This is a genomic window from Streptomyces sp. NRRL F-5123 (assembly GCF_000721495.1).
Lineage (GTDB): Bacteria > Actinomycetota > Actinomycetes > Streptomycetales > Streptomycetaceae > Actinacidiphila.
This window is the reverse complement of record NZ_JOHY01000022.1, coordinates 39,530-63,952: the sequence shown is the minus strand read 5'-3', so window position 1 is coordinate 63,952 and position 24,423 is coordinate 39,530. Positions and strand designations below refer to the sequence as shown.

Below are 24,423 nucleotides of genomic sequence, written 5' to 3'. Positions count from 1 at the left end.
CGAGGTGTCCCGTGTCGCCGCGACGCAACCGCCCGCACGGCGCCCAGCGCCCCGCGGAGCGCAGCCAGGAGTCCGGGGTCGGCGGTGCCGGCACCGTGGAGTGGCAGGGGGAGGAGTGGGTGGTGCGGCCCATCGCCGGCTCGGCGTCCGCCAAGCACTACCGCTGCCCCGGCTGCGACCAGGAGATCCCGCCCGGCGTCGGGCACGTGGTGGCCTGGCGCGAGTACGACGGGCTCGACGACCGGCGGCACTGGCACCGCGCGTGCTGGAACGCGCGGGACCGCCGCACCAGCAAGGTGCAGCGGTCCCGTAACGCGCCCCGGTACTGACCCCGGGCCGGACGCCGGCTCTCAGGCGTCGCGCTGGCGCAGCACGACGTAGCCGCCGATCAGGGCCGCCAGGACCCACAGCGCCATGATGCCGATACCGCCCCACGGGCCGTACGACAGGTGCTCGTCGTTGGTCGTCACGACCCGTACGACCTGCTGGCCGGCCTGGTCGGGGAAGTAGTGGGCGACCGACTTCACCTTCGGCACCGCCGCGAGGATCGGCGAGACCAGGAAGAAGAACGGCATCAGGATGCCCAGGCTCAGCATCGGGCTGCGCAGTATCGCGGCGGCTCCCACGCACAGCAGCACCAGCAGCGTCGAGTAGATCCCGGCGCCGACGACCGCGCGCAGCACGCCCGGGTCGCTGATCTTCGCCTTGTGCGAGCCCAGCAGCGCCTGGCCGAGGAAGAACACCACGAAGCTGGTGGCCATCGACGCCACCAGGGCCAGCCCGCCCGCCACCGCGACCTTGCTGGCGTAGAAGGCGCTGCGCTGCGGCACCGCGGCGAGCGAGGTGCGGATCATGCCGGTGCTGTACTCGCTGGCGATGACCAGCACCCCGAAGACGATCAGCGCGAGCTGGCCGAGCTGCATCCCGGCGAAGCCGGTCGCGGTCGGGTCGAAGGTCGCCTGGTCGTGCGAGGACAGCGAATCCCAGGTGTTGTTGAACACCAGGCAGATGATCGAGCCGAGAGCGACGGTCATCAGGAAGGACAGGACGAGCGTCCAGATGGTCGAGCGGACCGAGCGGATCTTCGTCCACTCCGAGAGCAGGACGGCGGAAGGCGCAGCCATGTCAGCGCCCCTTTCCGGAGCCGGAGTTGCGCCACTCGGAGCCCCACTGCTGCCCCTCGCCCTGCGCACCCGGCTGCGCTCCCGGTCGGGCTCCCGGTGGCGGGGCCGCGGCCGGCTGTCCGGGCTGGGCGGGCGGCACCGGCGCGCCCGGCGTCACGGCGCCGTGCGCGTGGTATTCGACCGACTCGGCGGTCAGCTGCATGAAGGCTTCCTCCAACGACGCCCGCTGCGGGCTCAGTTCGTGCAGCACCACCTGGTGCTCGGCCGCGAGTTCACCGAGCTGCGCGGCCTCCGTCCCGGTGACCTCGAAGGCGCCGTCCGGGGCGGCCACGGCGGCGTGCCCGGCCTCCGCCAGCAGGTCCTTGAGGCGTTCGGGCTGCGGGGTGCGCACCCGGACGTAGGAGCGGGAGTTGCGCTCGATGAAGTCCGCCATCGAGGTGTCCGCGAGCAGCCGGCCGCGCCCGATGACGATGAGGTGCTCGGCGGTCAGCGCCATCTCGCTCATCAGATGGCTGGAGACGAAGACCGTACGGCCCTGCGCCGCGAGCCCCTTCATCAGGTTCCGGATCCAGTGGATGCCCTCCGGGTCGAGCCCGTTGACCGGCTCGTCGAACATCAGGATCTCCGGGTCGCCGAGCAGCGCCGCCGCGATGCCCAGCCGCTGCCCCATGCCGAGGGAGAACCCCTTGGAGCGCTTGCGGGCGACCGCGGTCAGGCCCACCGTCTCCAGCACCTCGCTCACCCGGCGGGTGGGGATGCGGTTGGACTGCGCGATGCACAGCAGGTGGTTGTACGCGGTGCGCCCGCCGTGGATCGACTTGGCGTCGAGCAGCGCCCCGATGTGCTTGAGGGGCTCACTGAGCTGTGCGTAGTGCTTGCCGTCGATCCGGACGTCGCCGCTGGTCGGCGAGTCGAGACCCAGCAGCATCCGCATCGTGGTGGACTTGCCCGCTCCGTTGGGCCCGAGAAAACCGGTCACCACGCCGGGCCGCACGGTGAAGGTCAGATGGTCGACTGCGGTCTTGTCCCCGTACCGCTTCGTGAGCCCCTGCAACTCAATCATGGCCCGAGGCTAGCAAGATACTCCGGAGCCCCCGCACCGTTTGGGCGCGGGGGCTCCGGAATAGGGGTTGCCTTCGGGGTTCCGGCGTGCGGGGCGAACGGGGGTGCCGCCCGCCTGCCGGTAACGGCCGGGTCAGCGGGACTGCTGCGCCGGGACGCTGCGGGAGATCGGCTCGTCGTCCGGGGTGGTCGCCGCGGCGACCGCCGCACCGGTCAGCGTCGCCAGCATCTCGCGGACGTTGGTCAGCTGCGCGTTGATGCTGTCGCGGCGGTTGGTGAGCGCCGCCAGCTCGCGCTCGGACTCGCTGCGGATCCGGTCGGCCTTCGCGTTGGCGTCCGCGACGATGTCCTCGGACTGCCGCTGCGCGGTCTCCACCGTCTGGCGGGCGCGGCGCTCGGCGTCGGTGCGCAGCTTCTCGGCCTCCAGGCGCAGCTGCTCGGCGCGGTGCTCGATCTCCGCCAGGCGCTTCTCCGCCTTCGCCTGACGCGACGCCAGGTCGCGCTCGGACTGCTCGCGGCGCTTGGCCAGGTTGGTCTCGAAGTCCGCGGCGGCCTGGGCGGCCTTGGCGCGGGTCTCCTCGAACAGCGCGTCGGCTTCCTCGCGCTTGGCCTGAGCGTCCTTCTGCGCGTCGCCGCGCAGGTTGGCGGCGTCGCCCTTGGCCTTCTCGACGATCCGCGCGCCCTCGTCCTCGGCCTTGGCCTTGCGGTCGGACGCGAACGCCTCGGCGTCGTTGCGCACCTGGGCGGCGGCCGACTCGGCCAGCTCGCGGTGCTGTTCGGCGGCCCGGCGGGCCTCCTCGCGGAGGTCCTTGGCCTCCTCCTCGGCGAGCCGCAGGATCTTCTCGACCCGGGCGCCGAGACCGGCGTACGAGGGCTCGGCGTCGTTCACCTGAGCCGCGGCGTTCTGGGTTTCGAGGTGGAGTTCCTCGATGCGCTTCTCCAGAGCGCCGATCCGGGTCAGCGCGCTGTCACGGTCGGCGACGAGTTTGGTGATGCGGTCGTCCACCTGTCCGCGGTCGTATCCGCGACGCACGAGCTCGAAGCCGAAGGGAGAGGAAGTGTCGCTCATGGGGTTCCTGTCGATGATTCAGACCGGTGAGGTGATAGAGGGAATCCTAGGGGGCTTTGCGGCGTGTCACCGAGCCATTGCGCATTCGGCATGGAGAATGTGCGCTCAATCGAGTGGCTGATCGTCGCTGCGCTTGCCACCTGACCTGGTGGGACCGGTGGAGGCTCCAGCCGAGACCGTACTCTTCGGTGATTTGCCCGCGCCACCCGGAGCCTCGAACTGCTCCAGCGCGGCCAGGACGTCCTGCACCCGGCCGATCTCCGCGTTGATGTCCTCGCGGCGGCGCGACAGCGTCTCCAGCTCGCGGCGGCCCTGCTCCACGATGTGCGCTGCCTCGGCGCGCGCCTCCGACTTGACCCGCTCGGCCTCGCGCTCGGACTCGGCCTTCTTCTGCTCGGCCTCCTTGAGCAGGCCCTCGACCTTCTTCACCGCGGCGATCCGGACCTTGCTGGCCTCGGACGTCGCGGTCGACTTGATCTCGGCGGCCTTCTGCTCGGCCTCCCGCAGCTGCTCGGTCGCCGCCGCCACCAGCTTGTCGACCCGCTCGCCGACCACCCGCATCGCCTCGGCGGCCTCCTTGCGGGAGCGGTCGTGCAGCGCCTCCACCTCGGACTCCACCCGCTGCCGCAGCTCGTCGGTGCGCTCGCGGATCACCGTGGCGTCCCGGCGGGCCTCGCCGAGCAGCGTGTCGGCGTCCGTACGGGCCCGCTCGACCATGCCGTTGCCCTCGGCGGTCGCCTCGCTGACCAGCCGCTCGGCCTCCGCGCGGGCCGCCGCGACCAGGGTGTCCGCCTGCTCCTCCGCGGCCTCCGCGAGCCTCCTGGCCTCCGCCTGCGCCTTGCCGACCAGGGTGTCCGCCTGCTCCGCGGCCTCGCTGCGGCGCTTGTTGGCCGCCTCCCGGGCCTCGTCCAGGATGCGCTGCGAGCCGGCCCGCGACTCCTCCGCGGTCTGCTCGGCCTCCGCCAGGCCCGCGCGGGCCTGGGCACCGAGCCGCTCGGCCTCCTCGCGCGCCCTGCCGACCAGCGTGTCGGCCTGCGTGGCGGCGTCGGTACGCATCCGGTTGGCGTCCTCGCGGGCCTCGGCGCGCAGCCGGTCGGCCTCCTCGATCGCCTCCGAGACCGTACGGTCGGCCAGCGACCTGGCCGCCTCCGACTCCTCCTGCGCCTCCCGGCGCAGCCGCGCGGCGTCCTCCCCGGCGCGCTCGCGCTCGGAGTTGGCGTCGGCGTGCAGCCGGTCCGCCTCGCCCTGCGCCTCGGTGCGCAGCCGCTCGGCGGCGTGCTCGGCCGCCGAGCGTAGCCCGGCGATCTCCTGCTCGGCCTCCTGGTGCAGGTTCGCGACCGCGTCCCGTACCTGCTGGGCGGTCTGCTCGGCCGCCGCGACCAGCTCGGTGGCCCGCTGCTCGGCCTCGGCCGACAGCCGGTCGGCCTCCGCGGCCGCGTCCTCGACCCGCTTGCGGGCCGCCGCGAGCAGCTCCTCGCTCTCCTCGCGGGCCCGCGCCCGCTCCTGCTCGGCCTCGGCCCGCGCGGCCGACAGGTGCTCCTCGGCCGCCCGGCGCCGCCGGGCCGCCTCCTCCTGCGCCCCGGCCAGCGCCTCCGCGGCCTCCGCGCCCAGCCGCTCGGCCGCTGCGGACGCCTCGGCCCGCAGCCGGTCGGCGGTCTCCTGCGCCTCGCCGCGGGTGCGCTCGGCCTCCGCGGCCGCGTCGGCCTGCACCCGCAGGGCGACGTTCTCGCCCTCGGCCCGGCTCTGCGCCGCGTCCGCCGCCGCCTCGTCCCGCAGCCGTACGGCCTCGGCCTCGGCCTGCTCGATCAGGGTGCGGACCCGCTCGGCGGTCTCCTGGCGGACCCGCTCGGCGTCCTCGGCGGCCTCCGCGCGCAGCCGGTCGGCCTCGGCGCTGGCCTCCCGCAGATTCTGCTCGGCGGCCCCGACCCGGGTCTCGGCCTCCGCGCGCAGCCGGACGAGGTCGGCCTCGGCCTCCTCGCGCATCCGGGCCACGACGGTCTCGCCCTCGGCCCGCAGCTCGGCGGCGGCCTGCTCGGCGGCCTCCCGGACCGCCGCGCCCTGCCGCTCGGCCTCGGCCCGCAGCTCGTCGGCCTCGGCGCGGGCGGTGCGCAGCGCCTCCTCGGCCTTGGTGTTCAGCGCCGACGCGCGCTCCACGGACTCCGCGCGCATCCGCTCGGCCTCGCCGGCCGCGCTCTGCCGCTGCTCGTCGCCGTCCGCCTTGGCCTTGGCCAGCAGCTCCTCCGCCTTGCTGGCGGCCTCCTCGATCTGCCCGACGGCCTCGCGGCGCGCCTCGCTGCGGATCCGCTCGCCCTCGGCGACCGCCTCGGCCCGCAGCTGCTCGGCCTCGCCGCGCAGCCGCCGGGCCTCCTCCTGCAGCTCGACGGTGCGGGCGCGGTACTCCTTGGTGTCGTCCTGGGCGGCGCCGCGCAGCTCCTGCGCCGCGGACTCCGCCTCGCCCCGGACCCGGTCCGCCTCGGCCTGCGCCTCCCTGCGGATGCGCTCGGCCTCCTCGCTCGCGCCCTTGGTGGTCGAGCGGGCGTCCTCCGAGGCCTTGGTCAGGATCTCCTCGGCCGAGCGGGCGGCCTGCGCGAGCTGCGCCGCCGCGTCCTCGGCGGCGGCCGCGCGGGCGGTCTCCTGCGCCTCGGTACGGATCCGGTCGGCCTCGGCGCGCGCGTCGGCGACGGTCTGCTCGGCGTCCGCCTTGGCGGTCTCGGCCTCCTTGGTCGCCTCGCTCACCATGCGGGCGATCTCGGCCTTGGCCGTCCGGGTGCGCTGCTCCATCTCGGCCTCGGCGGCCGCCAGCCGCTTGGCGGCGCCCGCGGCGGCCTCCTCGCGCAGCTTGTCCGCCTCGGCGGTCGCCGCCCGCAGCCGCTCGTCGGCCTCCCGGAGGCGCTCCTCGGCGAGCCGGGACAGCTCGGTGGCGCGCTGCCGGGCCTCGTCGGACTCGCTGCGGCTGCTGGTGCGCAGCTGCTCGGCCTCGGTCGTCGCCTCCTGGGCCTGCGAGGACGCGGCGGTCAGCAGCCGCTCGGCGTCCGTGCGCGCCCGCCGCAGCACCTGCTCGGCCTCGGCGCGCGCGGCCTGGGCGTCGGCGGTGAGCCGGTCCCTGGTCTGCTCGGCGACCCGGGTGGCCTCGGCGCGGGCGGCGGCGAGCGCCGCCTCGGACTCCGCGCGGGTCTCGTCCAGCAGTCGGCGGGCCTGCGCCTCGCTGCGGGCGCGCAGCTGCTCGGCCCACGCCACGTTCTCGTTGACGTGGCCCTCGACGCTGGCCCGCCGCTCGGCCAGCTCCTCGTCGAGCTGGCGGCGCCGGGCGATGGCCTCGGCGTGCCACTCGGCCTCGAAGCGGGCCTGGTGCTCGGCCTGCTCCTGGAGGAGGCGCTGGGTCTGGGCGCGGGCCTCGCGCAGCTCGCGCTCGGCGTCCGCGCGCAGCTGGTCGGCCTGGATCTGGGCGTTGCGCAGCAGCTGGTCGGCCTGGTGGCCGATGTTGTCGTACGCGGGGCGTGAGGCGAGCATCCGGCGGGCCTCGTGCAGCTTGGCGCGCAGCACCTCGACCTGGTAGCCGAGGTCGTCGGCGTGATCGACCGCCTTGCCCCGCTCGGTCCGCAGCCGCTCCATCTCGGCCTCGAACTGAGAGAGGTGGTCGTCAGCCCGGTAGCTGTCGTTGCCCCGCACTCCGCGGTCCCATCGGTCTCCTGGCGTTCTCACCCGCCAACCGGGTGAGCTTCTTCGCGACCCTGTGTGAATCGGGGCCCACAAAGAATGGTGTCAGATCAACGGCGCGGAGCGGGAGCGTACCCAGACCCCACCCCGGTCGGCCCGGCCACTCTACCGGGCAGCACGGGGATAAGGTCAGTGGTCCTCGACAGGTAGGTGGTCCCCGGCGGGCGCGTCGCCGGGCGCGGAGCCGTGGCTTCCGGCGGCGGTCACCAGTTCGGTCAGGACGCCGTGGCAGTCCTTCGGGTGCAGGAAGGTGATCCTGGAGTCCATGGAGCCGCGCCGCGGCTCGTCGTAGAGCACCCGCACGCCCTTGTCGCGGATGGCCTCGGAGTCACTGTCGACGTCCGCGGTGCCGAAGGCGATGTGGTGGACGCCCTCGCCGTTCTTGGCCAGCCACTTGCCGACCGCGCTGTCCTCCCGGATCGGCTCCAGCAGCTGGAGGTAGGAGGCGCCGCCGTCGGACGTCCCGTTGATCCTGAGCATGGCCTCGCGCACGCCCTGCTCGTCGTTGATCTCGGTGTGGAAGACCTCGAAGCCGTAGGTGGCGCGGTAGAACTCGACGGTCGCGTCGAGGTCGGAGCACGCGATCCCGATGTGGTCGATACGAGTCAGCATGGAACCAGTGCACCGTACGGCCCGCGATTACACAACGTGCGCGCTGTCACACGTTCCGCCGGGTGACGCGGGGTCTACCGGTCAGTACATTGACGCTAACCCTCGTTAACCTCTCTTCTGTCGAAGGGACCCGCACCATGACAGCCAGGACCAGCAGTACCAGCAACACGCGCTCGGTGATCGTCGCAGGTGCCCGTACGCCCATGGGCCGGCTGCTCGGGAGCCTGCGCGGCTTCTCCGGGTCCGACCTCGGCGGTATCGCGATCAAGTCCGCCCTGGAGCGGGCCGGCGTCCGCGGCGACCAGGTGCAGTACGTGATCATGGGGCAGGTGCTCCAGGCCGGCGCCGGCCAGATCCCCGCCCGGCAGGCCGCGGTCAAGGCCGGCATCCCCATGTCGGTGCCCGCGCTCACCGTGAACAAGGTGTGCCTTTCCGGGCTGGACGCGATCGCGCTCGCCGACCAGCTGATCAGGGCCGGCGAGTTCGACATCGTGGTGGCCGGCGGACAGGAGTCCATGACCAACGCCCCGCACCTGCTGCCCGGCTCCCGCGCGGGCCACAAGTACGGCGCCATGGAGATGCTCGACTCGATGGCCCACGACGGCCTCACCGACGCCTTCGAGAACATCGCGATGGGCGAGTCCACCGAGAAGCACAACACCCGGCTCGGCATCGCCCGCGCCGACCAGGACGCCTTCGGCGCGCTGTCCCACCAGCGGGCCGCCGCCGCGCAGAAGAACGGCCTCTTCGACGCCGAGATCACCCCCGTCGAGATCCCGCAGCGCAAGGGCGACCCGGTCGTCCTCACCAAGGACGAGGGCATCCGCCCGGAGACCACCGCGGAGTCGCTGTCCCGGCTGCGCCCCTCCTTCGCAGCCGACGGCACGATCACCGCGGGCACCGCCTCGCAGATCTCCGACGGCGCCGCGGCCGTCGTCGTCATGAGCCGCGCCAAGGCCGAGGAGCTGGGCCTGCCGTGGATCGCCGAGATCGGCGCCCACGGCAACGTCGCCGGACCCGACAACTCGCTCCACTCCCAGCCCTCGAACGCCATCGCGCACGCCCTGGACAAGGAGGGGCTGACCGTCGGTGACCTGGACCTCATCGAGATCAACGAGGCCTTCGCGGCCGTCGCCGTACAGTCCATGAAGGACCTCGGCGTGACACCTGAAAAGGTGAACGTGAACGGCGGTGCCATCGCGCTCGGCCACCCGATCGGCATGTCCGGGGCCCGTATCGTGCTGCACCTGGCCCTGGAGCTCGGCCGCCGCGGCGGCGGCACCGGCGCCGCGGCCCTGTGCGGGGGCGGCGGCCAGGGCGACGCGCTGATCGTGCACGTGCCGGCGAACTGACCTGCCGGCGAACCGAACCAACGAAGGACGGCCGCGATGGTGGATGTCGGGGAGCTGGTCGAGCAGGCGCGGGCCGGGCGGCCGCGGGCCGTCGCACGGCTGATCTCGCTGGTCGAGGGGGCCTCCCCGCAGCTGCGCGAGGTGATGGCCGCGCTCGCGCCGCTCACCGGCGGGGCGTACGTGGTGGGCCTGACCGGCTCGCCCGGCGTCGGCAAGTCCACCACCACCTCGGCCCTGGTGACCGCCTACCGCAAGGCGGGCCGCCGGGTCGGGGTGCTGGCCGTCGACCCGTCCTCGCCCTTCTCCGGCGGCGCGCTGCTCGGCGACCGGGTGCGGATGTCGGAGCACGCCTCCGACCCGGGCGTCTACATCCGCTCCATGGCCACCCGCGGCCACCTCGGCGGCCTGGCCTGGGCCGCCCCGCAGGCCATCCGGGTGCTGGACGCCGCCGGCTGCGACGTGATCCTCGTCGAGACCGTCGGCGTCGGGCAGTCCGAGGTCGAGATCGCCGCGCAGGCCGACACCTCCGTGGTGCTGCTCGCCCCCGGCATGGGCGACGGCATCCAGGCCGCCAAGGCGGGCATCCTGGAGATCGGCGACGTCTACGTCGTCAACAAGGCCGACCGCGACGGCGCCGACGCCACCGCCCGCGAGCTCAACCACATGCTCGGCCTCGGGGAGTCCCGCGCCCCCGGCGACTGGCGCCCGCCCATCGTCAAGACGGTCGCCGCCCGCGGCGAGGGTGTCGACGAGGTCGTCGAGGCGCTCGACAAGCACCGCGCGTGGATGGAGGAGCACGGCGTGCTGGCCACCCGCCGGGCCGCCCGCGCCGCCCGCGAGATCGAGACCATCGCCCTCACCGCGCTGCGCGCCCGCATCACCGCCCCCGGCAGCTCGCACGACCTCCCGGCACTGGCCCACCGCGTCACCGAGGGCGCCCTCGACCCGTACACGGCGGCGGACACGCTGATCGCGGGGCTGACCGGCTCCTGAGCCCACCGGCCCGGGGCCCGGGAACGCCCGGCCGGCGGTCACAGCACTAGCTCTCCGCCGACCGCTCCACCGGGAGGAGGGCGGGGCGTTTGGCGGTGCGGCCGGTGGCGGAGGTGCGGCCACGGGCGTGACGGGTGAGCCAGGGGGTCAGGAAGGCAGCCGCCCAGCGGGCCTCCGTGGAGAGTGTCAGGCGCGGGGGCGGGGTGGGGAAGGGGTCGGTCCAGGGCGCGGTGGGGGTCGGCAGGCGCAGGGACTGGGCGACGGCTGCCGCGATGCGGGCGTGGCCCACGGGGGAGGCGTGCAGGCGGTCGGGGGACCACAGGCGCGGGTCGGTCGTGACGGGCACGTGCTCGGTGTCGACGAGCGTGACGGCGTGCCGCGCCGCGGCGGCCCGGATCGCCGCGTTCAGGGCGCGTACCCGGGGGAGCAGCGGTCTGGTCAGCGGCGCGATCCTGCCGACGTCCGGGAAGGTCAGCGTCACCACGTGCGCGCCCGCGGCGGTCAGGGCGGCGAACATCGCCTCCAGCTCGGCGGCCACGGCTGCTGCGGAGAAGCGCGGCCGCATGACGTCGTTGACTCCCGCGACCACCGTCGCCAGGTCCGGCCGCAACTCCAGCGCCGGGGCGAGCTGTTCGGCCCGCACCTGGGCGGCGAGCTTGCCGCGTACGGCGAGGTTCGCGTAGCCGACCGCGGGGTTGGCGTCGGCCAGGTGCACCGCCAGGCGGTCGGCCCAGCCGCGCAGCCCCGCGGCGTCGTCGCCGTCGCCGACCCCTTCGGTCTGACTGTCGCCGAGGGCGACGTAGCGCGTGAACACCGGCCCGGTGCCCTCAGTCCCCGACGGCACCGGAGACCTCCCCGGCGGGCCGGCGGGCGCGCAGCACCGCCGCGGACTCCAGGCACCAGGCTCGGGTCTCGCGTTCGAGGGCGAGGCCGCGGCGGCAGGTGAGGTAGGGGCCGACCGTGGGGGAGTCGCGGAGGAAGTCGGCCTCCGGGAGGTCCCCCCGCAGCAGGGCCAGCAGGTCCTCGTAGCCGGCGATGCGGGCGAGGGAGGACTGTGCGCGCTCGTCGAGCTGGGCGATGACGCGGGCGGTGTCGACGTGGTCGGCGGTCTGCACCATCACCAGCAGGTCGTCGCGGATGAAGGTCGGCTTGGAGTCGGCGGCGACGAAGCGCTCCAGCTCCGCGAGGCCCTCCGCGGTGACGGTGAAGAGCCGCTTGTTGGGGCGGCTGGTCTGCACCACCTCGCGCCCCGCGACCAGGCCCTCCTTCTCCAGCTTGGACAGCTCCGCGTAGAGCTGCTGGGGCAGCGCGTGCCAGAAGTTGGCGACGCCCACGCCGAACGCCTTGGCCAGCTGGTAGCCGCTGAACTCGTTGTCGAGCAGTGCCGCGAGCACGGCGTGCCGCAGTGCCATCGGGGATCCCTCCGCCCGTTCCCGCCCCGCCCGTTCGCCCCCGGGGCATGGGTGACCCGCTCAGCTTACTCAACTATTTTAGTATTCGCCTTTGTGAGTACGGGCGTTCACGACCTGCGCGGCCGCAGCGCCAGGCCCAGCGGCCGGGCCAGCAGCACGGCGGGTCCCAGCAGCGCCGCCATGCCCAGCAGCAGGCCCGCCGCGTCGCCCGCCAGGCCCGTACCGAGCCGGCCGGTGCACACGTGCGCCGCCCACAGCGACAGGTACGCGCCCGGCAGGAAGGCGCCCAGCAGCCGCAGGTGGTGGCCCAGCACCCCCGGGCGCCAGCCCAGCCGGCGGCGCAGCAGCGTGGAGGTCGCCAGCAGCCCCGCCGTGCACGCCACCGCGTAGCCCGCGGCCATGCCGGTGACCGCCCAGCGGGCGGGCAGCAGCGCGTAGGAGGCCGCCGCCAGCGACGCGTTGACGCCCGCGATGAGGACGTTGAGGAAGAACGGCGTCCGCGTGTCGCCGAGCGCGTAGAAGCCGCGGGCCAGCACGTACTGGCCGGCGAACGCGGGCAGACCGAGCGCGAACGCGGTGAGCATCCAGCCGATCGCCGCCGCGTCCGCGTCCGTCGTCGCGCCGTGCTGGAAGACCACGCCGGTGATCTGCGGGGCGAGCGTCACGAAGGCGAGCGCCGCCGGGACGACGGCGACGCCGGACGCGTTCAGCCCGCGCGTCAGGTCCGCGCCGACCGCCGCGTGGTCGCCGTCCGCCGCCGCCCGGCTCATCCGCGGCAGCAGCGCGGTCACCAGCGAGACCGTCACGATGCCCTGCGGGACGACCCACAGGCTGTACGCGTTGCTGTACGCGGCATAGCCCACGCCCGCGCCGTGCCCCGCGGTCAGCGCGTGCTCGCCCGCGGACGTCGACAGCCGGGTCACCACCCAGTACGCGCCCTGGTTGACCAGGACCAGCAGCAGCGTCCACACCGCCGCCCGCATCGGCTGCGTCAGGCCCGCGCCGCGCCAGTCGAACCGCGGGTGCCAGCGGAAGCCGGACGCCCGCAGCGACGGCAGCAGGCCCAGCGCCTGCACCGCGATGCCCGCGGTGCTGCCCAGGCCCAGCACCAGCGCGTCCCGGTCGTCGATGCCGCCGCGCGCGGTGCCCAGGTAGAGGCCGAACACCGCGATGACGACGAGGTTGTTGAGCACCGGCGTCCACATCATCGCCGCGAAGCGGTCGCGGGCGCCCAGCACCTGGCCGAGGAGCGTGAACACGCCGTAGCAGAGGATCTGCGGCAGGCAGTAGCGGGCGAGCGTCACCGTCAGGTCGCGCTGCGCCCCGTCGAAGTCCGGTGCGTAGGCGGACACCAGCAGCGGCGCGGCGAGGACCGCGAGCGAGGTCACGGCGAGCAGGCCCACCGCGCACAGGGTGAGCAGCCGGTCGGTGTACGCCTGGCCGCCGTCCGGGTGCTCCTTCGCCGCGCGCACCAGCTCCGGGATGAAGACGGACTGCAGGGCGCCGCCGATCATGAGCGCGTACACGATGTTCGGGACGGTGTTGGCGACGCCGAACGCGTCGCCCGCCGCCGCGGTTCCGACCGCCGCGGTGATCACCGCGAGCCGGAGGAAGCCGGTGGCCCGGGAGACCAGGGAGCCCGCCATCATCGCCCTGCCGCTCCGGGCGAGCGAGGTCTTCGCGTGCCGCGTGCGGGGGCGGGTTGCCGTGGGCGCCAACCCGTTCCCCTGCTCTTCGCGCTGACGCGCGGGACGGGGGGTACGGGCCTGCGCCGCCCGTGGGCCCGGGCGGTGGCGGCCTCCCGGGCGGTGCGCCGCCCGGACCCCTGCGGATGTCTTCCGCTCATGGTGACGTCTCTGACCCGCGCGCAGTTCCCCGCGCCTCCTCTCGCTCCGGGGTGCCTCTTGCGGTGGCGCCCGCGACTTTCCGCCGGTGGGCGGCTCTCGCTCCGGGGTGCCTCTTGCGGTGGCGCCCGCGACCTTGCTGCCGGTGGGGGCTGGTCGCGCAGTTCCCCGCGCCCCTTTCGCTCCGGGGTGCGTCTTGCGGTGGCGCCCGCGATCTTGCCGCCGGTGGGTGGTTGCTCGCGCAGTTCCCCGCGCCCCTGAAAACGCTCACCCTGCGCGAAGAGGGCAAGCCTTCACGGGCGCGTGGAGGGCCCCTCCCGGGCGAAGCCTGGGGGAGGACTGCGCGACGAGCCACGACGAAAGGCGCGCCGGGCCACCGGCGTGAGGTGGCAGCCCGGTTCGGCCACGACCGCTTGCGGAAAGTGTGGGGCCGGGGCGCGCCTCGGGACACATCCGCGGGGTGTCGGGAATCTCTCGGTCACAAAGGCCCTTCCGCAGGCGTGGGAAGTCGTGAGCGGGCCGTTTCCGGGCCGCCGGACGGGGAGGACCGCGTCGTGACGATGACCACCCACGAGCAGTTGCCGAAGGCCAACGCCCCCGCGGGGGAGGGGACCGGGCTCCGGTTGGAGACGATCGGCGCGGACCTGCACGCGGCGTTCCTGCGGCGGCCGGGCGGGTACACGGCTAGCTTCCTGCAGACGCCGGCCTGGGCGCGGGTCAAGACGGGGTGGCGGGCGGAGAGCCTGGGGTGGTTCGACGGGGCGGGGCGGCTGATGGGTACCGCGCTGGTGCTCTACCGGCAACTGCCGGGCCTGCGACGCCTGTTCGCGTACCTGCCGGAGGGCCCGGGCGTGGACTGGGCCGACCCGCAGCTGGAGCGGTGGCTGGACCCGCTCGCGGACCACCTGCGGGGGGCGGGCGCGTTCGCCGTACGGATGGGGCCGCCGCTGGCCTACCGGCGGTGGTCGGCGCGGACGCTGAAGGACGCGGCGGGGCCGGGGCGGCGGGTGGGCGACGTCCTGCCGGACCTCGTCGAGCCGCTGGGCGCCGCCGTCGCCGACCGGCTGCGCGAGTCCGGCTGGCGGCGCTGCGGCGCCGACGGCCAACCGCGGCTGGTCTTCGAGGTGCCGCTCGCCGGGCGCGGCCTGGACGACCTGTGGACGGGCCTCAACCAGGAGTGGCGCCGCAACGTCAAGAAGGCGGGCAGGAGCGGGGTGCGCACCGGCGTGGAGGGCCCGCAGACGCTGCCGGCCTTCCACGAGCTGCTGCGCGTCACCGAGCGCCGCGACGGCTTCGACCTGGGCCGCGACCTCGGCTACTACCAGCGGCAGTATGCCGAGCTGAACGCCGAGCAGCCGGGCCGCATGCGGCTCTACACGGCCCGCCACGAGGGCGAGCTGCTGGCCGCGCACACCCTGCTGACCTCGCCGGACGGCGTCCGCGTCTGGTACCAGACGGGCGCCTCCGCCGACCACCGCCGCGAGGTGCGGCCGAGCAACGCGCTCCAGTGGCGGATGCTGTGCGACGCGCTGCTGGCGGGCGCCGCGGTCTACGACATGCGCGGGGTCCCGGACGACCTGGACCCGGCGTCCCGCGCGCACGGCCTGCTGCGCTGGAAGCTGGGCACCGGCGGCGAGGCCGTCGAGACGGTGGGGGAGTGGGAGCTGCCGCTCCAGGGCGCGGTCAACAAGGCCCTGCACCGCGCGATGCACGTCTACCTCACCCGCCGCTGAGCCCCGCCGGGTACGGGCCGTACGGGATCCGCGCCGCACGGGGAACACCCCCCCCGCGAACCCCGCAGGTCCGCGGGGGGCGACGCGCGTCACGCAGTGAGCATCACCGGTGCCCGGCGGGTGCGCCGCACCGCGCGCAGGACGAGCAGCACGCACACCGTGCCGCCCGCGCCGGAGCCGGCGATCACGGCGTAGGGGGGCGCCCATTCGGCGAGGGCGCCGCCGACGGTGATACCGAGGCCCTGGAGTGTCATCAGGCCCGCGCCGAGCAGCGTCATGGCCTGGCCGCGGGTGTGGTCGGGCACGTCGGTGACGAACCACTTGTCCATGCCCAGCGCGTACGCCGCGCTGAGCCCGGTGAGCAGCAGCAGGACGAGCGCCACCGGCAGCGACGGGTCGATCGCGAAGAAGACCAGCGGGACGAGCGAGATGCCGGCGAGCGGCAGGACGATACGGTCCCGGGTCGCGGGCGACAGCATCGTGCCGGCCAGGATCTCGCTCGCCGCGGTGCCCGCGGGCATCGCGGCGAGGAAGAGGCCGTAGCCGACCGAGCCCGCGCCGACGTCCTCGGCGAAGGGCGCGGCCAGGCCCTCCGCGACGATGAAGAACATCGGCGGTATCCACCACATCAGCAGCAGCGCCCGGATCCGCGGGTCGGCCATCAGGCGCCCGGCGGAGAGCAGCGACTCGCGCAGCAGCTGCCCGTTGTGGGTGACGCGGGCCGGGCGGTCGCGGGTGCCGAGCCGCAGCAGCAGCGCGGACCCGGCGAAGGTCGCGGCGGTCACCAGCAGCGCGGAGCGCGGGCTGAGCAGCACCAGGAGGAGGCCCCCGACGCCGAAGCCGACGATCTGCGAGCCCTGGGCGACGATCCGCACCAGCGAGCGGCCGAGCACGTACCGCTCGCCCTGGAGGATGTCGGCGAGGCTCGCGGCGCGGGTGCCGGTGAACAGCGGCGCGACGAGCGACATCACCACCCGCAGCGCGAAGAGCACGGCGACGGGCGTGCCGGGTATCGCGGTGGCCGCCACGCAGGCGCAGGACAGCACGTCGCAGGCGACCAGGACCCGGCGCGCGGGGTAGCGGTCGGCGATGCCGGACAGCAGCAGCCCGCTGAGCGCGTACGGCAGGTAGGTCAGGGCGAAGACGAGGGCGGACAGCACGGCCGAGCCGGTCTCGGCGTAGACGAGGACGGCGAGCGCGACCTCGGCGAGCACCCCGCCGAGCATGGACAGCACATGCGCGGCGAAGATCGGGCGGAATTCACGTACCTGGAAGACCGCTCCGTAGCCGATGGTGGCCTCGGCGGACTCCGCTGCGTTCTCCTTCTCGCCGCCGGGGGTGTTGGCGGTGTTCCGCGGGGTGTCCGCGTTTTCCGCGCGGGCTTCCGCGCGTTTTTCTCCGGCCGGCGAAGCGGGGTCGACCCCGCGTGGCGGGTGCTCGCTGTCCGTTGTCATGCCATCACCCTGGAGCCACAGGGACCCCACGTGTAGTCTTTCGCGCACAGGCGAATCTTGGGGGTCATGATGTCGCTTCGCATGCGATTTGCGGCTGAGGACCTGCTCAAGTGCCGTTTCGCGATCTCCCCGTTGCGTGAGACGCAGGGCGCGGTACGCACGCTCTCCCGCCCCGACCGGCACGGCCACCACCTGCCGTGGCTGCGGCAGGTGCGGGCCGCCGCCGCCGGGCTCGACCTCGCCCCGCTGTGGCTGCTCGCGCCCGAGCAGGGCTACGGGCCCGACTTCCTCCAGCCCGTCCCGGACATGCCGCTCGCCTCGCTCGACGAGGAGTTGGACCGGGTGCGGGCCACCCCGCCGGCCACCGCCCGGCGGCAGCTCGCCGCCGCCCTCGCCCAGACCCCGGGCGCCGCGGACACCCGCAGGGGCCGCGCGATGCTCAACGACCCCGCGGGCACCGTGCAGCAGCTCGCGGGACTCTACGAGCACGTCTGGGCGGCGCTGCTGGCCCCGCACTGGCCGCGGCTGCGGGCGGTGCTGGAGGCCGACGTCGCGTACCACGCCCGGCGGCTCGCGGACGGCGGCATGCAGCGGCTCTTCACCGGGCTGCACCCCAAGCTGCACTGGTCCGACGGCGCCCTGACCACCCCCGGCACCGCCGGCCCCGTGCCCGAGCCCGGCGGGCGCGGCCTGCTGCTGGTGCCCAGCGTCTTCTTCTGGCCCGAGGCGGGCAGCGCCTTCGACCCGCCCTGGCAGCCCGTCGTCGTCTACCCCGCGCGCGGCATCGGCGGCCTGTGGGCGCCCGGCGGGCCGACCGCGTCCGACACCCTGGTGCGGCTGCTGGGCGCGAACCGGGCGGCGATACTCAGCGGCCTGGACGCCCCCAGCACCACCACCGCGCTGGCCCACCGGCACGTGATGGCCATGTCGTCGGTGTCCGCGCACCTCGCGGTGCTGCGTGACGCGGGCCTGCTGACCTCCCGCCGCTACGGCCACCAGGTGCTCTACGAGCGCACCCCGCTGGGTATCGCGCTGGCGACCGGCGGGCTGCTGTGAGCTGCCCGTCCGGGCACCGCGGGGCCGCATTCACCGCGTCCGGCCGGCAGAGGCGCAGCTTCCGCACGTGACGCAAATGTGACCGGGGTGCTACGGGAAGATGTCCGGATCCTGTCGCCGCCCGGCCGATTACCGATCGGCGGCGACCACTTCAGGCGCCCACGGTCTCCGAGTGCCCGCGCGCGGCCACCGCCGCGTTCACCGCGTCCTCGGACTCGCGGGCCAGCGTGCGCTCGGCGAAGAAGCCGCCGGTCGGCAGTACCGACAGCAGGAGCAGCCAGCCCGCGCGCTGCCAGCCCCAGCGGGTGCTGCGCCACGCCAGCGCCCAGAGGACGACGTAGAGGACGAAGAGGATGCCGTGCACCATCCCCATGACCGGCACCGCGTTGAAGTCCGTGGTGCGCTTGAGCACCGAGCAGACGAGCAGCAGCAGGAAGGAGACCGCCTCGGGGGCGGAGATCAGGCGCAGCCTGCGCAGCGCGCCGGCGGTCTTCAGGTCCACGGGGTACCTCACTGTCGTACGGGGCGGGCCACTCCGGCCGTTCGGGACGAGCGCGGACCGGCCTTGTGATCACATTCACAAGACCTCCCTATTATCAACCCCCAGCATCGATGACCTGCCCCTGGGGTAGGAAACCGCACGGCGGGCGGTAGCGTCCCTGTCCACGACAGCGCTCGTGATGAGTGCACGACACCGAACACCCAACGGGGACCGAGGAACGATGAGCATCGACTGGGACCGCCGGCACTGCGCGCGCAAGGGCCACATCACCTACGCGCCCGACGAGCTGCGGCTCCGCGGCCGGCTGCACGCCGGCACCGCCGTCGGCGAGGTGTGGCGCTGCCTGCGCTGCGGCGACTTCGTGCTGGGCGAGCCGCACGGCTCCGGCCCCGCCGACCAGGCCCCGCTGGTGCCGCGCGGCCGGGCGCTGCGCGACCTGTTCATCCTGCGCTTCCTCGCGGTCGAGCGGATCCTGCGCGGGCTGCTGATCGTGGTCGCCGCGTGGGCGGTGTGGAAGTTCAGCAACTCCCAGGACGCGGTCCGCAAGCTCTTCGAGGACGACCTGACGGCCTTCAAGCCCGTCGCCGACCACTTCCACTACGACCTCGACCACTCGCCGGTCGTCGACTCCATCCGGAAGTTCTTCGACTACAAGAAGTCGACGCTGCAGATCGTCGCGGCCGCGCTGCTCGGCTACGCGCTCATCGAGATCGTCGAGGGCTTCGGCCTGTGGTGGGCCAAGCGCTGGGCGGAGTACCTGACGGTCGTCGCGACCGCCGCCTTCCTGCCGCTGGAGGTCTACGAGCTGACGGAGAAGGTCAGCTACTTCAAGATCGGCACCCTGGCGCTGAACGTCCTCGCCGTCCTCTACATCCTGCTCGGCAAGCGGCTGTTCGGCCTGCGCGGCGGCCACAAGGCCTTCGAGGCCGCGCGCCGCGGCGCCTCGCTGCTGGAGGTCCAGGAGGCGGCCGGCGCCGTCGGCGTGGAGCCCGAGCCGCTGCCCGTACGCCCGCGTACGGCCACCGAGACCGGCTGAGCCGCGGTGGCCGTCTTCCGGCTCCAGGGCACCCGCGTCCTCGCCGTCGACCTGGCGGGTGACGCGGTCAAGGCCAAGAAGGGCGCCATGGTCGCCTACGAGGGCGAGGTCACGTTCAAGAAGATGACCGGCGGCGGCGAGGGCCTGCGGGGCCTGGTCACCCGGCGCGTCACCGGCGAGGCGATGGCCGTCATGGAGGTCAGGGGCCAGGGCACGGTGTACTTCGCCGACCGGGCCACCGAGATCAACCTCGTCCGGCTCACCGGCGAGAAGCTGCACGTCGAGGCGAGCAACCTGTTGGTCACCGAGCCGTCGCTGCGCACCGGCACGACCTTCACCGGGCTGCGCGGCGCCTCGCAGGGCAACGGGCTGTTCACCACCACCGTCGAGGGCACCGGCCAGGCCGCGATCATGTCCGACGGTCCCGCGATCGTGCTGCGCGTCACCCCCGGCACCCCGCTGGTCGTCGACCCGCAGGCGTACGTCGCCCACACCGGCGAGCTGCGCCAGCAACTGCGCTCCTACGTGGGCCTGCGCACCCTGATCGGCGAGGGCTCGGGGGAAAGCTTCCGCATCCACTTCGAGGGCGACGGCCTGGTCTACGTCCAGCCCAGCGAGCGTGCCGCGGTCGGGGGGCAGGTCTGATGCCCTTCACCCGGATCAACTCCAAGCTCGTCGAGGCGCGCATCGTGCCCGGGCAGCGGATGTTCAGCCAGCGCGGCGCGATGCTCGCCTACCGCGGCGCCGTCACCTTCACCCCCAGCATCACCGGCGGGCAGGGCGGCGTGACGGGCATGATCGGCCGCCGGGTCGCGAACGAGGCCACGCCGCTCATGACGGTGGAAGGGGACGGCACCGTGCTCTTCGGACACGGCGGCCACCACATCCACTCCGTCGACCTCACCGGCGAGACCCTCTACGTCGAGGCCGACCGGCTGCTCGCCTTCGACGGCTCCCTCGCCCAGGGCACCATGTTCATGGGCTCGCAGGGTGGCGTGATGGGCGTGATACGGGGCCAGGCCACCGGCCAGGGGCTGTTCACCACCACGCTCCAGGGCAAGGGCTCGGTCGCGGTCATGGCGCACGGCGGCGTCTTCGAGCTGCACGTCACGCCCGGCCGTCCCGTCCACGTCGACCCGCAGGCGTACGTCGCGCACCGCGGCGACCTGCGCAACAAGCTCGTGACCGCGATCGGCTGGCGCGAGATGGTCGGCCGCGGCTCCGGCGAGGCCTTCCAGCTCGAGCTGAGCGGCCAGGGCACGGTCTACGTCCAGGCCTCGGAGGAGAAGCTGTGACCCCTGCCGCCGAAGGCCCCGTGATCCACGACGTCTTCACGCTGCCCAGCAACGACAACGTCAACCCGTACGCCTTCAGCGTCGACCTCGACGGCCAGTGGTTCCTGCAGAAGGGGAAGATGATCGCCTACTACGGGCAGATCGACTTCCACGCCATCGGCCACGGCCCGCTCGACCGGCTCGTCGCCGCGAACTTCCACTCGCCGCTGCACGCCGCCGCGTGGGTCGTCGCGCAGGGCCGCGGCAAGATGCTGCTCGCCGACCGGGCGTACGACATCAACTCCTACGACCTCGACAACGGCAACCTCACCATCCGCTCCGGCAACCTGCTGGCCTTCCAGCCCGGTCTGGTCCTCAAGCAGTCGATCATCCCCGGCTTCCTGACGCTGCTCGGCACCGGCAAGTTCGTCGCCGCCTCCAACGGCGCGGTGCACTTCGTCGAGCCGCCGATCCGCGTCGACCCGCAGGCCCTCGTCGGCTGGGCCGACTGCCCGAGCCCCTGCCACCACTACGACCACGCGTACATGCGCGGCGTCCTCGGCGGCATCCGCGCGCTCACCGGACTGGGCGGCGCGTCCGGCGAGGAGCACCAGTTCGAGTTCAGCGGCGCGGGCCAGGTGCTGCTGCAGTCCACCGAGGAGCTGCTGCCCGGCCAGGACACCGGCGGCGTCCCCGCGAGCGCCGGCCCCGGAGTGCCCGGCGCGGCCCCTCCCGGGAGCTGAAAGCTGCCGCTGCGCACGGTGACGGCACCACTACCCGGGTGAACGTACGAAAATCAACGGACGGTAGAATTCGCCCATGACGACGGAGACCGCGGACAGCGCGACGACCTGGCTCAGCGAGGAGGAGCAGCGCGCCTGGCGCATCCACCTCGATGTCAGCCGGCTGCTCATGTACCAGCTGGAGCGCGACCTGCACCCCTTCGGCCTGACCAACAACGACTACGAGATCCTCGTCAACCTCTCCGAGGCCGAGGACCACCGGATGCGGATGAGCGACCTCGCGAAATCCACGCTGCAGAGCAAGAGCAGGCTCTCGCACCAGATCACGCGCATGGAGGCCGCCGGGTACGTCCGGCGGGAGAACTGCGAGTCGGACCGCCGCGGGCTCTACGCCGTGCTCACGGAACTCGGCTGGGACACCATGCGGGAGGTCGCGCCGCGGCATGTCGCCTCCGTGCGCGAGCACTTCATCGACCTCATCCCGCGTGACGGCCTCGCCGCCTACCACGCCGCCCTCGCCCCGGTGGCCACCCACCTGCGGGCCACCCGCCCGCACTGAGTCCCGCGGGGGCCCGGCCCGCCGCCACGCTCCGGGCCGCCCCGCACCCCGCGGGGAGAATTCACGTGTCACCTCGGGACGCCCTCGCGCGTGAGAGATGCGGGAGGGCCACGAAACATGACCGCACAACCCGCGGAGCGCACCGCGGACTTCGATGACTTCTACGCCGCGACGGCCAAAAAGATGGTCGCCGTCGTGTTCGCCGTGACCGGCGACCTCGGCGAGGCGGAGGACGCCGTCCAGGAGGCCTACGCGCGAGCGTGGACCCGCTGGGACGCGCTGACGGCCGAGGGGGACCCGACGCCCTGGGTCAGGACCGTCGCGCTCCGGCTCGCCGTGAGCACCTGGCGCAAGGCGCGCAACCGCATGCGCGCCCACTTCCGGCACGGCCCGCCCGCGGACGCGCCGGCGCTCGCGCCGGACCGGGTCGCCCTGGTGGACGCCCTGCGCACGCTCGGCGACGACCAGCGCACCGCCGTCGTGATGCACCATCTGCTGGACCTGCCGGTCGACGAGATCGCGCGGGAGACGGGGGTGTCGTCCGCCGCGGTGCGGACCCGGCTGAGCCGGGGCCGCAAGGCCCTCGGCGCCAAGCTCAGGGAAGAACCCGAGCCCGCGGACCCCGACCGTGCGCGCCACGACCGGCGACCCATCCGAGAGGTGCCCCTCCATGGCTGACGAACTCGACGACCGCCTGCACGACCTGGCGCACGACGCCGAACAGCTCGTCGTCCTGGCCGGCCCGCAGGCGGCCCGCGCCCGCGGCGAGAAGCGCCGCGCCCGGCGCCGTGCGACCGCCGCGGGCACCGCCGCCGCGCTGGCCCTCGGCATCACCGGCTGGCAGCTGCTGCCGCGGCTGGAGCAGGCGGACGGCACGCACACCGCACCGCCCGCCGCTTCCGGCACCGCCACCCCGCCCCCCACCCTGTCCGGCCAGGCCCTCACCGACCTGCTGACCGAACGGCTGCTGCCGGTCAGCTCGCTGCCCTTCGGACCGAAATGGCAGTGGACGATCGAGGCGACGGCAGTGGAGAACAAGCTGCCCACGGCGTGCGGGATCGCCACGCCGGGCAACGCCACCGCCGAGAGCGGCCGCTCCTACCTCTCCGAGGGCACCAAGGCGACCGCGTACGAGCGTCTCTCCGCCTTCGCCGACGAGCCCGCCGCGACCGCGGCGGCGGAGGAGCTGCGGTCGCGGACCGGCGCGAAGTGCGGGATGGACGTCATCGAGGTCGAGGGCAGCGTCTGGGGGCCGCCCGTGGCGCACCGCGCCATGGGCTCCTCCAAGAAGTTCTCGGGCGTGACGGTGTGGATCCAGCAGGAGGGGCAATACGTCGCCGTACTGGTGGTGGACAGTCCCCACAGCCCGCTGGCGTGGCAGCCGGGCGACGAACCGGACGGCCCTCGCCCCTCCGGCTGCATGGCCGACTCGCTCGACGACCTGGCCATGTCCGCGACCCCGACCGCACACGCCACGACGGGCGACCGCCATTACACCGTCGGCGGCGAACCCACCGGCAACACCTACGCCTCCGGCAAGGGCGGTACCGGCGCCGACAAAGGCGCGTACTCCTCGACCGACGACTGCTGACAAGGACCGATCACCGTGTTCCGCACCTTCGGTATATCCGCTTCCCGCCGCTCCGGCGCACTCGCCGCCCCCGCCCTGCTGCTCGCCCTGGTGCTCGGCGCCACCGCGTGCGGCGGCGACGACACCGCGTCCGGCGGAGACGCCCCCGGCGACGGCGGCCCGTCCGCAACCGCGTCCACCGCCGCCGCCGAGGTCACCGTCTCCCCGGCCGCGGGCCGCAGCGTCGCCCCCGGCACCGCCGTGACCGTCACCACCGCGAGCGGCACCCTCGGCACCGTCACCGTCACCCCGAAGGGCAAGGCGTCGGACGGCGTCGACCCCGTCGAGGTGACCGGCAAGCTCGCCGCCGACGGCCGCACCTGGACGTCCGACCGCACCATGACGCCCGGCACCGCGTACACCGTCACGGCCACCGCCACCGACGCCGCGGGCAAGCAGGCCACCACCACGAGCGACTTCCGCACCACCGCCGCGAGCAAGGTCAACGGCGTGACCGCGACCCCGCTCAACAACGCCGTCGTCGGCGTCGGCCTGCCGCTCTCGCTCGCGTTCGACAAGCCGGTGGCCGACAAGGCCGCCGTCGAGCGGGCCCTGAACATCACCACCACCCCCGCCGTCAAGGGCAGCTGGGGCTGGCTCACCGACCCGCTCACCGGCATCCAGCGCGTCGACTGGCGGCCGGACGCGTACTGGCCCACCGGCACCAAGGTCACCCTGACCGCCCGGCTCAGCGGCATCGACACCGGCGGCGGGCGCTTCCTGCGCCGCGACATCCACGACACCTTCAGCATCGGCACCGCCCGCATCTCCTACGCCGACCTCGCCAAGCACACGATGCGCGTCACCGAGAACGGCCGCACGGTCAAGAACTTCAAGATCTCCGGCGGCAGCTCCGCCTTCCCCACCTGGAACGGCACGATGGTGGTGATGGCCAAGCAGTCCACGGTCCGTATGACCTCGGCGTCGGTCGACATCGCCACCAGCCAGGACTCCGCCGACTTCTACGACGAGGACGTGCACAACGCCGTCCGCATCACCACCTCCGGCACCTTCGTGCACGCCGCGCCCTGGAACGACCGCTACATGGGGCGGCAGAACAAGAGCCACGGCTGCATCGGGCTGAGCGACTCGGACGCCAAGTGGTTCTTCGACAGCGCCGTCCGCGGCGACGTCGTCGTGTCCACCGGCTCCACCCGGGCCGTCGTCGACAAGGGCAACGGCTACGGCGAGTGGAACCTCTCCACCGACCAGTGGCACGCGCTCAGCGCCCTCGCCTGAACCACCGCGGGC

Annotated in this window: 23 protein-coding genes; 13 read left to right on the top strand and 10 right to left on the bottom strand. The window is 73.8% G+C overall.

Annotation, left to right across the window (positions count from 1 at the left end; translation table 11 throughout):
- Nucleotides 1–11: 11 nt before the first annotated feature.
- Nucleotides 12–329 carry a hypothetical protein gene (locus tag IH54_RS0119750; protein ID WP_031518438.1) on the top strand — a complete coding sequence of 106 codons (318 nt, stop codon included), beginning with the start codon at nt 12–14 and terminating at the stop codon, nt 327–329.
- A 21-nt stretch (nt 330–350) separates the two neighbouring features.
- Here the strand turns inward: IH54_RS0119750 and IH54_RS0119745 are convergent, their stop codons facing one another.
- The 5 genes from IH54_RS0119745 to mce all read right to left on the bottom strand — a co-directional run bounded on the left by IH54_RS0119745 (nt 351) and on the right by mce (nt 7,584).
- Complete coding sequence (locus IH54_RS0119745) at nt 351–1,124, bottom strand: ABC transporter permease (RefSeq protein ID WP_031518436.1); 774 nt, start codon at nt 1,122–1,124, stop codon at nt 351–353.
- Nucleotide 1,125: 1 nt separating this feature from the next.
- Nucleotides 1,126–2,187, bottom strand: a complete 1,062-nt coding sequence (locus IH54_RS0119740; RefSeq protein ID WP_031518434.1) for an ABC transporter ATP-binding protein — start codon at nt 2,185–2,187, stop codon at nt 1,126–1,128.
- A 132-nt stretch (nt 2,188–2,319) separates the two neighbouring features.
- Nucleotides 2,320–3,255 carry a cellulose-binding protein gene (locus tag IH54_RS0119735; protein WP_031518433.1) on the bottom strand — a complete coding sequence of 312 codons (936 nt, stop codon included), beginning with the start codon at nt 3,253–3,255 and terminating at the stop codon, nt 2,320–2,322.
- Between the two features lie 105 nt (nt 3,256–3,360).
- Entirely contained in the window at nt 3,361–6,924 is a 3,564-nt protein-coding gene (gene scy, locus IH54_RS0119730; protein ID WP_031518431.1) for a polarized growth protein Scy, read from the bottom strand.
- Nucleotides 6,925–7,101: 177 nt separating this feature from the next.
- Nucleotides 7,102–7,584 (bottom strand): methylmalonyl-CoA epimerase, encoded by a 483-nt coding sequence (gene mce / locus IH54_RS0119725; protein WP_031518429.1) that lies wholly within the window; start codon nt 7,582–7,584, stop codon nt 7,102–7,104.
- 137 nt (nt 7,585–7,721) lie between these two features.
- Here mce and IH54_RS0119720 point away from each other — a divergent pair, with 137 nt between their 5' ends.
- Nucleotides 7,722–8,936 carry an acetyl-CoA C-acetyltransferase gene (locus tag IH54_RS0119720; protein WP_078862364.1) on the top strand — a complete coding sequence of 405 codons (1,215 nt, stop codon included), beginning with the start codon at nt 7,722–7,724 and terminating at the stop codon, nt 8,934–8,936.
- Nucleotides 8,937–8,972: 36 nt separating this feature from the next.
- Entirely contained in the window at nt 8,973–9,929 is a 957-nt protein-coding gene (gene meaB / locus IH54_RS0119715; RefSeq protein WP_031518424.1) for a methylmalonyl Co-A mutase-associated GTPase MeaB, read from the top strand.
- Nucleotides 9,930–9,975: 46 nt separating this feature from the next.
- On the opposite strand, the gene IH54_RS0119710 is transcribed toward meaB, so the two are convergent.
- The 3 genes from IH54_RS0119710 to murJ form a co-directional block, all read right to left on the bottom strand.
- Entirely contained in the window at nt 9,976–10,773 is a 798-nt protein-coding gene (locus tag IH54_RS0119710) for an SGNH/GDSL hydrolase family protein (RefSeq protein ID WP_234343631.1), read from the bottom strand.
- On the bottom strand, nt 10,757–11,341 hold the full coding sequence (locus IH54_RS0119705; protein WP_031518419.1) for a PadR family transcriptional regulator: 585 nt from the start codon (nt 11,339–11,341) through the stop codon (nt 10,757–10,759). The genes IH54_RS0119710 and IH54_RS0119705 overlap by 17 nt, the downstream gene beginning before the upstream one ends.
- 107 nt (nt 11,342–11,448) lie before the next feature.
- The gene (murJ, locus tag IH54_RS0119700) at nt 11,449–12,990 is read right to left on the bottom strand and encodes a murein biosynthesis integral membrane protein MurJ (RefSeq protein ID WP_107060209.1); all 1,542 of its coding nucleotides are present in this window, start codon (nt 12,988–12,990) and stop codon (nt 11,449–11,451) included.
- A gap of 755 nt (nt 12,991–13,745) precedes the next feature.
- On the opposite strand from murJ, the gene IH54_RS0119695 reads away from it, so the two are divergent.
- Nucleotides 13,746–14,918 (top strand): lipid II:glycine glycyltransferase FemX, encoded by a 1,173-nt coding sequence (locus tag IH54_RS0119695; RefSeq protein ID WP_031518414.1) that lies wholly within the window; start codon nt 13,746–13,748, stop codon nt 14,916–14,918.
- A gap of 89 nt (nt 14,919–15,007) precedes the next feature.
- On the opposite strand, the gene IH54_RS0119690 is transcribed toward IH54_RS0119695, so the two are convergent.
- Complete coding sequence (locus IH54_RS0119690) at nt 15,008–16,372, bottom strand: MFS transporter (protein ID WP_078862362.1); 1,365 nt, start codon at nt 16,370–16,372, stop codon at nt 15,008–15,010.
- A gap of 69 nt (nt 16,373–16,441) precedes the next feature.
- Here IH54_RS0119690 and IH54_RS0119685 point away from each other — a divergent pair, with 69 nt between their 5' ends.
- On the top strand, nt 16,442–17,428 hold the full coding sequence (locus IH54_RS0119685) for an ArsR/SmtB family transcription factor (RefSeq protein ID WP_031518410.1): 987 nt from the start codon (nt 16,442–16,444) through the stop codon (nt 17,426–17,428).
- Between the two features lie 151 nt (nt 17,429–17,579).
- Here the strand turns inward: IH54_RS0119685 and IH54_RS0119680 are convergent, their stop codons facing one another.
- Entirely contained in the window at nt 17,580–17,930 is a 351-nt protein-coding gene (locus tag IH54_RS0119680; RefSeq protein WP_031518408.1) for a DUF3817 domain-containing protein, read from the bottom strand.
- A 220-nt stretch (nt 17,931–18,150) separates the two neighbouring features.
- Between IH54_RS0119680 and IH54_RS0119675 the strand changes: the two genes are divergently transcribed.
- The 8 genes from IH54_RS0119675 to IH54_RS0119640 all read left to right on the top strand — a co-directional run bounded on the left by IH54_RS0119675 (nt 18,151) and on the right by IH54_RS0119640 (nt 24,411).
- Nucleotides 18,151–18,966, top strand: coding sequence for a DUF2127 domain-containing protein (locus tag IH54_RS0119675; RefSeq protein ID WP_052397652.1), 816 nt, complete (start codon nt 18,151–18,153; stop codon nt 18,964–18,966).
- 6 nt (nt 18,967–18,972) lie between these two features.
- Nucleotides 18,973–19,611, top strand: coding sequence for an AIM24 family protein (locus IH54_RS0119670; protein ID WP_031518403.1), 639 nt, complete (start codon nt 18,973–18,975; stop codon nt 19,609–19,611).
- The gene (locus tag IH54_RS0119665) at nt 19,611–20,261 is read left to right on the top strand and encodes an AIM24 family protein (RefSeq protein ID WP_031518401.1); all 651 of its coding nucleotides are present in this window, start codon (nt 19,611–19,613) and stop codon (nt 20,259–20,261) included. The genes IH54_RS0119670 and IH54_RS0119665 overlap by 1 nt, the downstream gene beginning before the upstream one ends.
- Complete coding sequence (locus IH54_RS0119660) at nt 20,258–20,983, top strand: AIM24 family protein (protein ID WP_031518399.1); 726 nt, start codon at nt 20,258–20,260, stop codon at nt 20,981–20,983. The genes IH54_RS0119665 and IH54_RS0119660 overlap by 4 nt, the downstream gene beginning before the upstream one ends.
- Before the next feature lie 76 nt (nt 20,984–21,059).
- Complete coding sequence (locus tag IH54_RS0119655) at nt 21,060–21,542, top strand: MarR family winged helix-turn-helix transcriptional regulator (RefSeq protein ID WP_031518396.1); 483 nt, start codon at nt 21,060–21,062, stop codon at nt 21,540–21,542.
- Nucleotides 21,543–21,659: 117 nt separating this feature from the next.
- The gene (locus tag IH54_RS0119650) at nt 21,660–22,220 is read left to right on the top strand and encodes a SigE family RNA polymerase sigma factor (RefSeq protein WP_052397651.1); all 561 of its coding nucleotides are present in this window, start codon (nt 21,660–21,662) and stop codon (nt 22,218–22,220) included.
- Nucleotides 22,213–23,133 (top strand): hypothetical protein, encoded by a 921-nt coding sequence (locus tag IH54_RS0119645; RefSeq protein ID WP_031518394.1) that lies wholly within the window; start codon nt 22,213–22,215, stop codon nt 23,131–23,133. The genes IH54_RS0119650 and IH54_RS0119645 overlap by 8 nt, the downstream gene beginning before the upstream one ends.
- Nucleotides 23,134–23,148: 15 nt before the next feature.
- Nucleotides 23,149–24,411, top strand: a complete 1,263-nt coding sequence (locus IH54_RS0119640) for a L,D-transpeptidase (protein WP_052397650.1) — start codon at nt 23,149–23,151, stop codon at nt 24,409–24,411.
- The last annotated feature ends 12 nt before the right edge of the window (nt 24,412–24,423 follow it).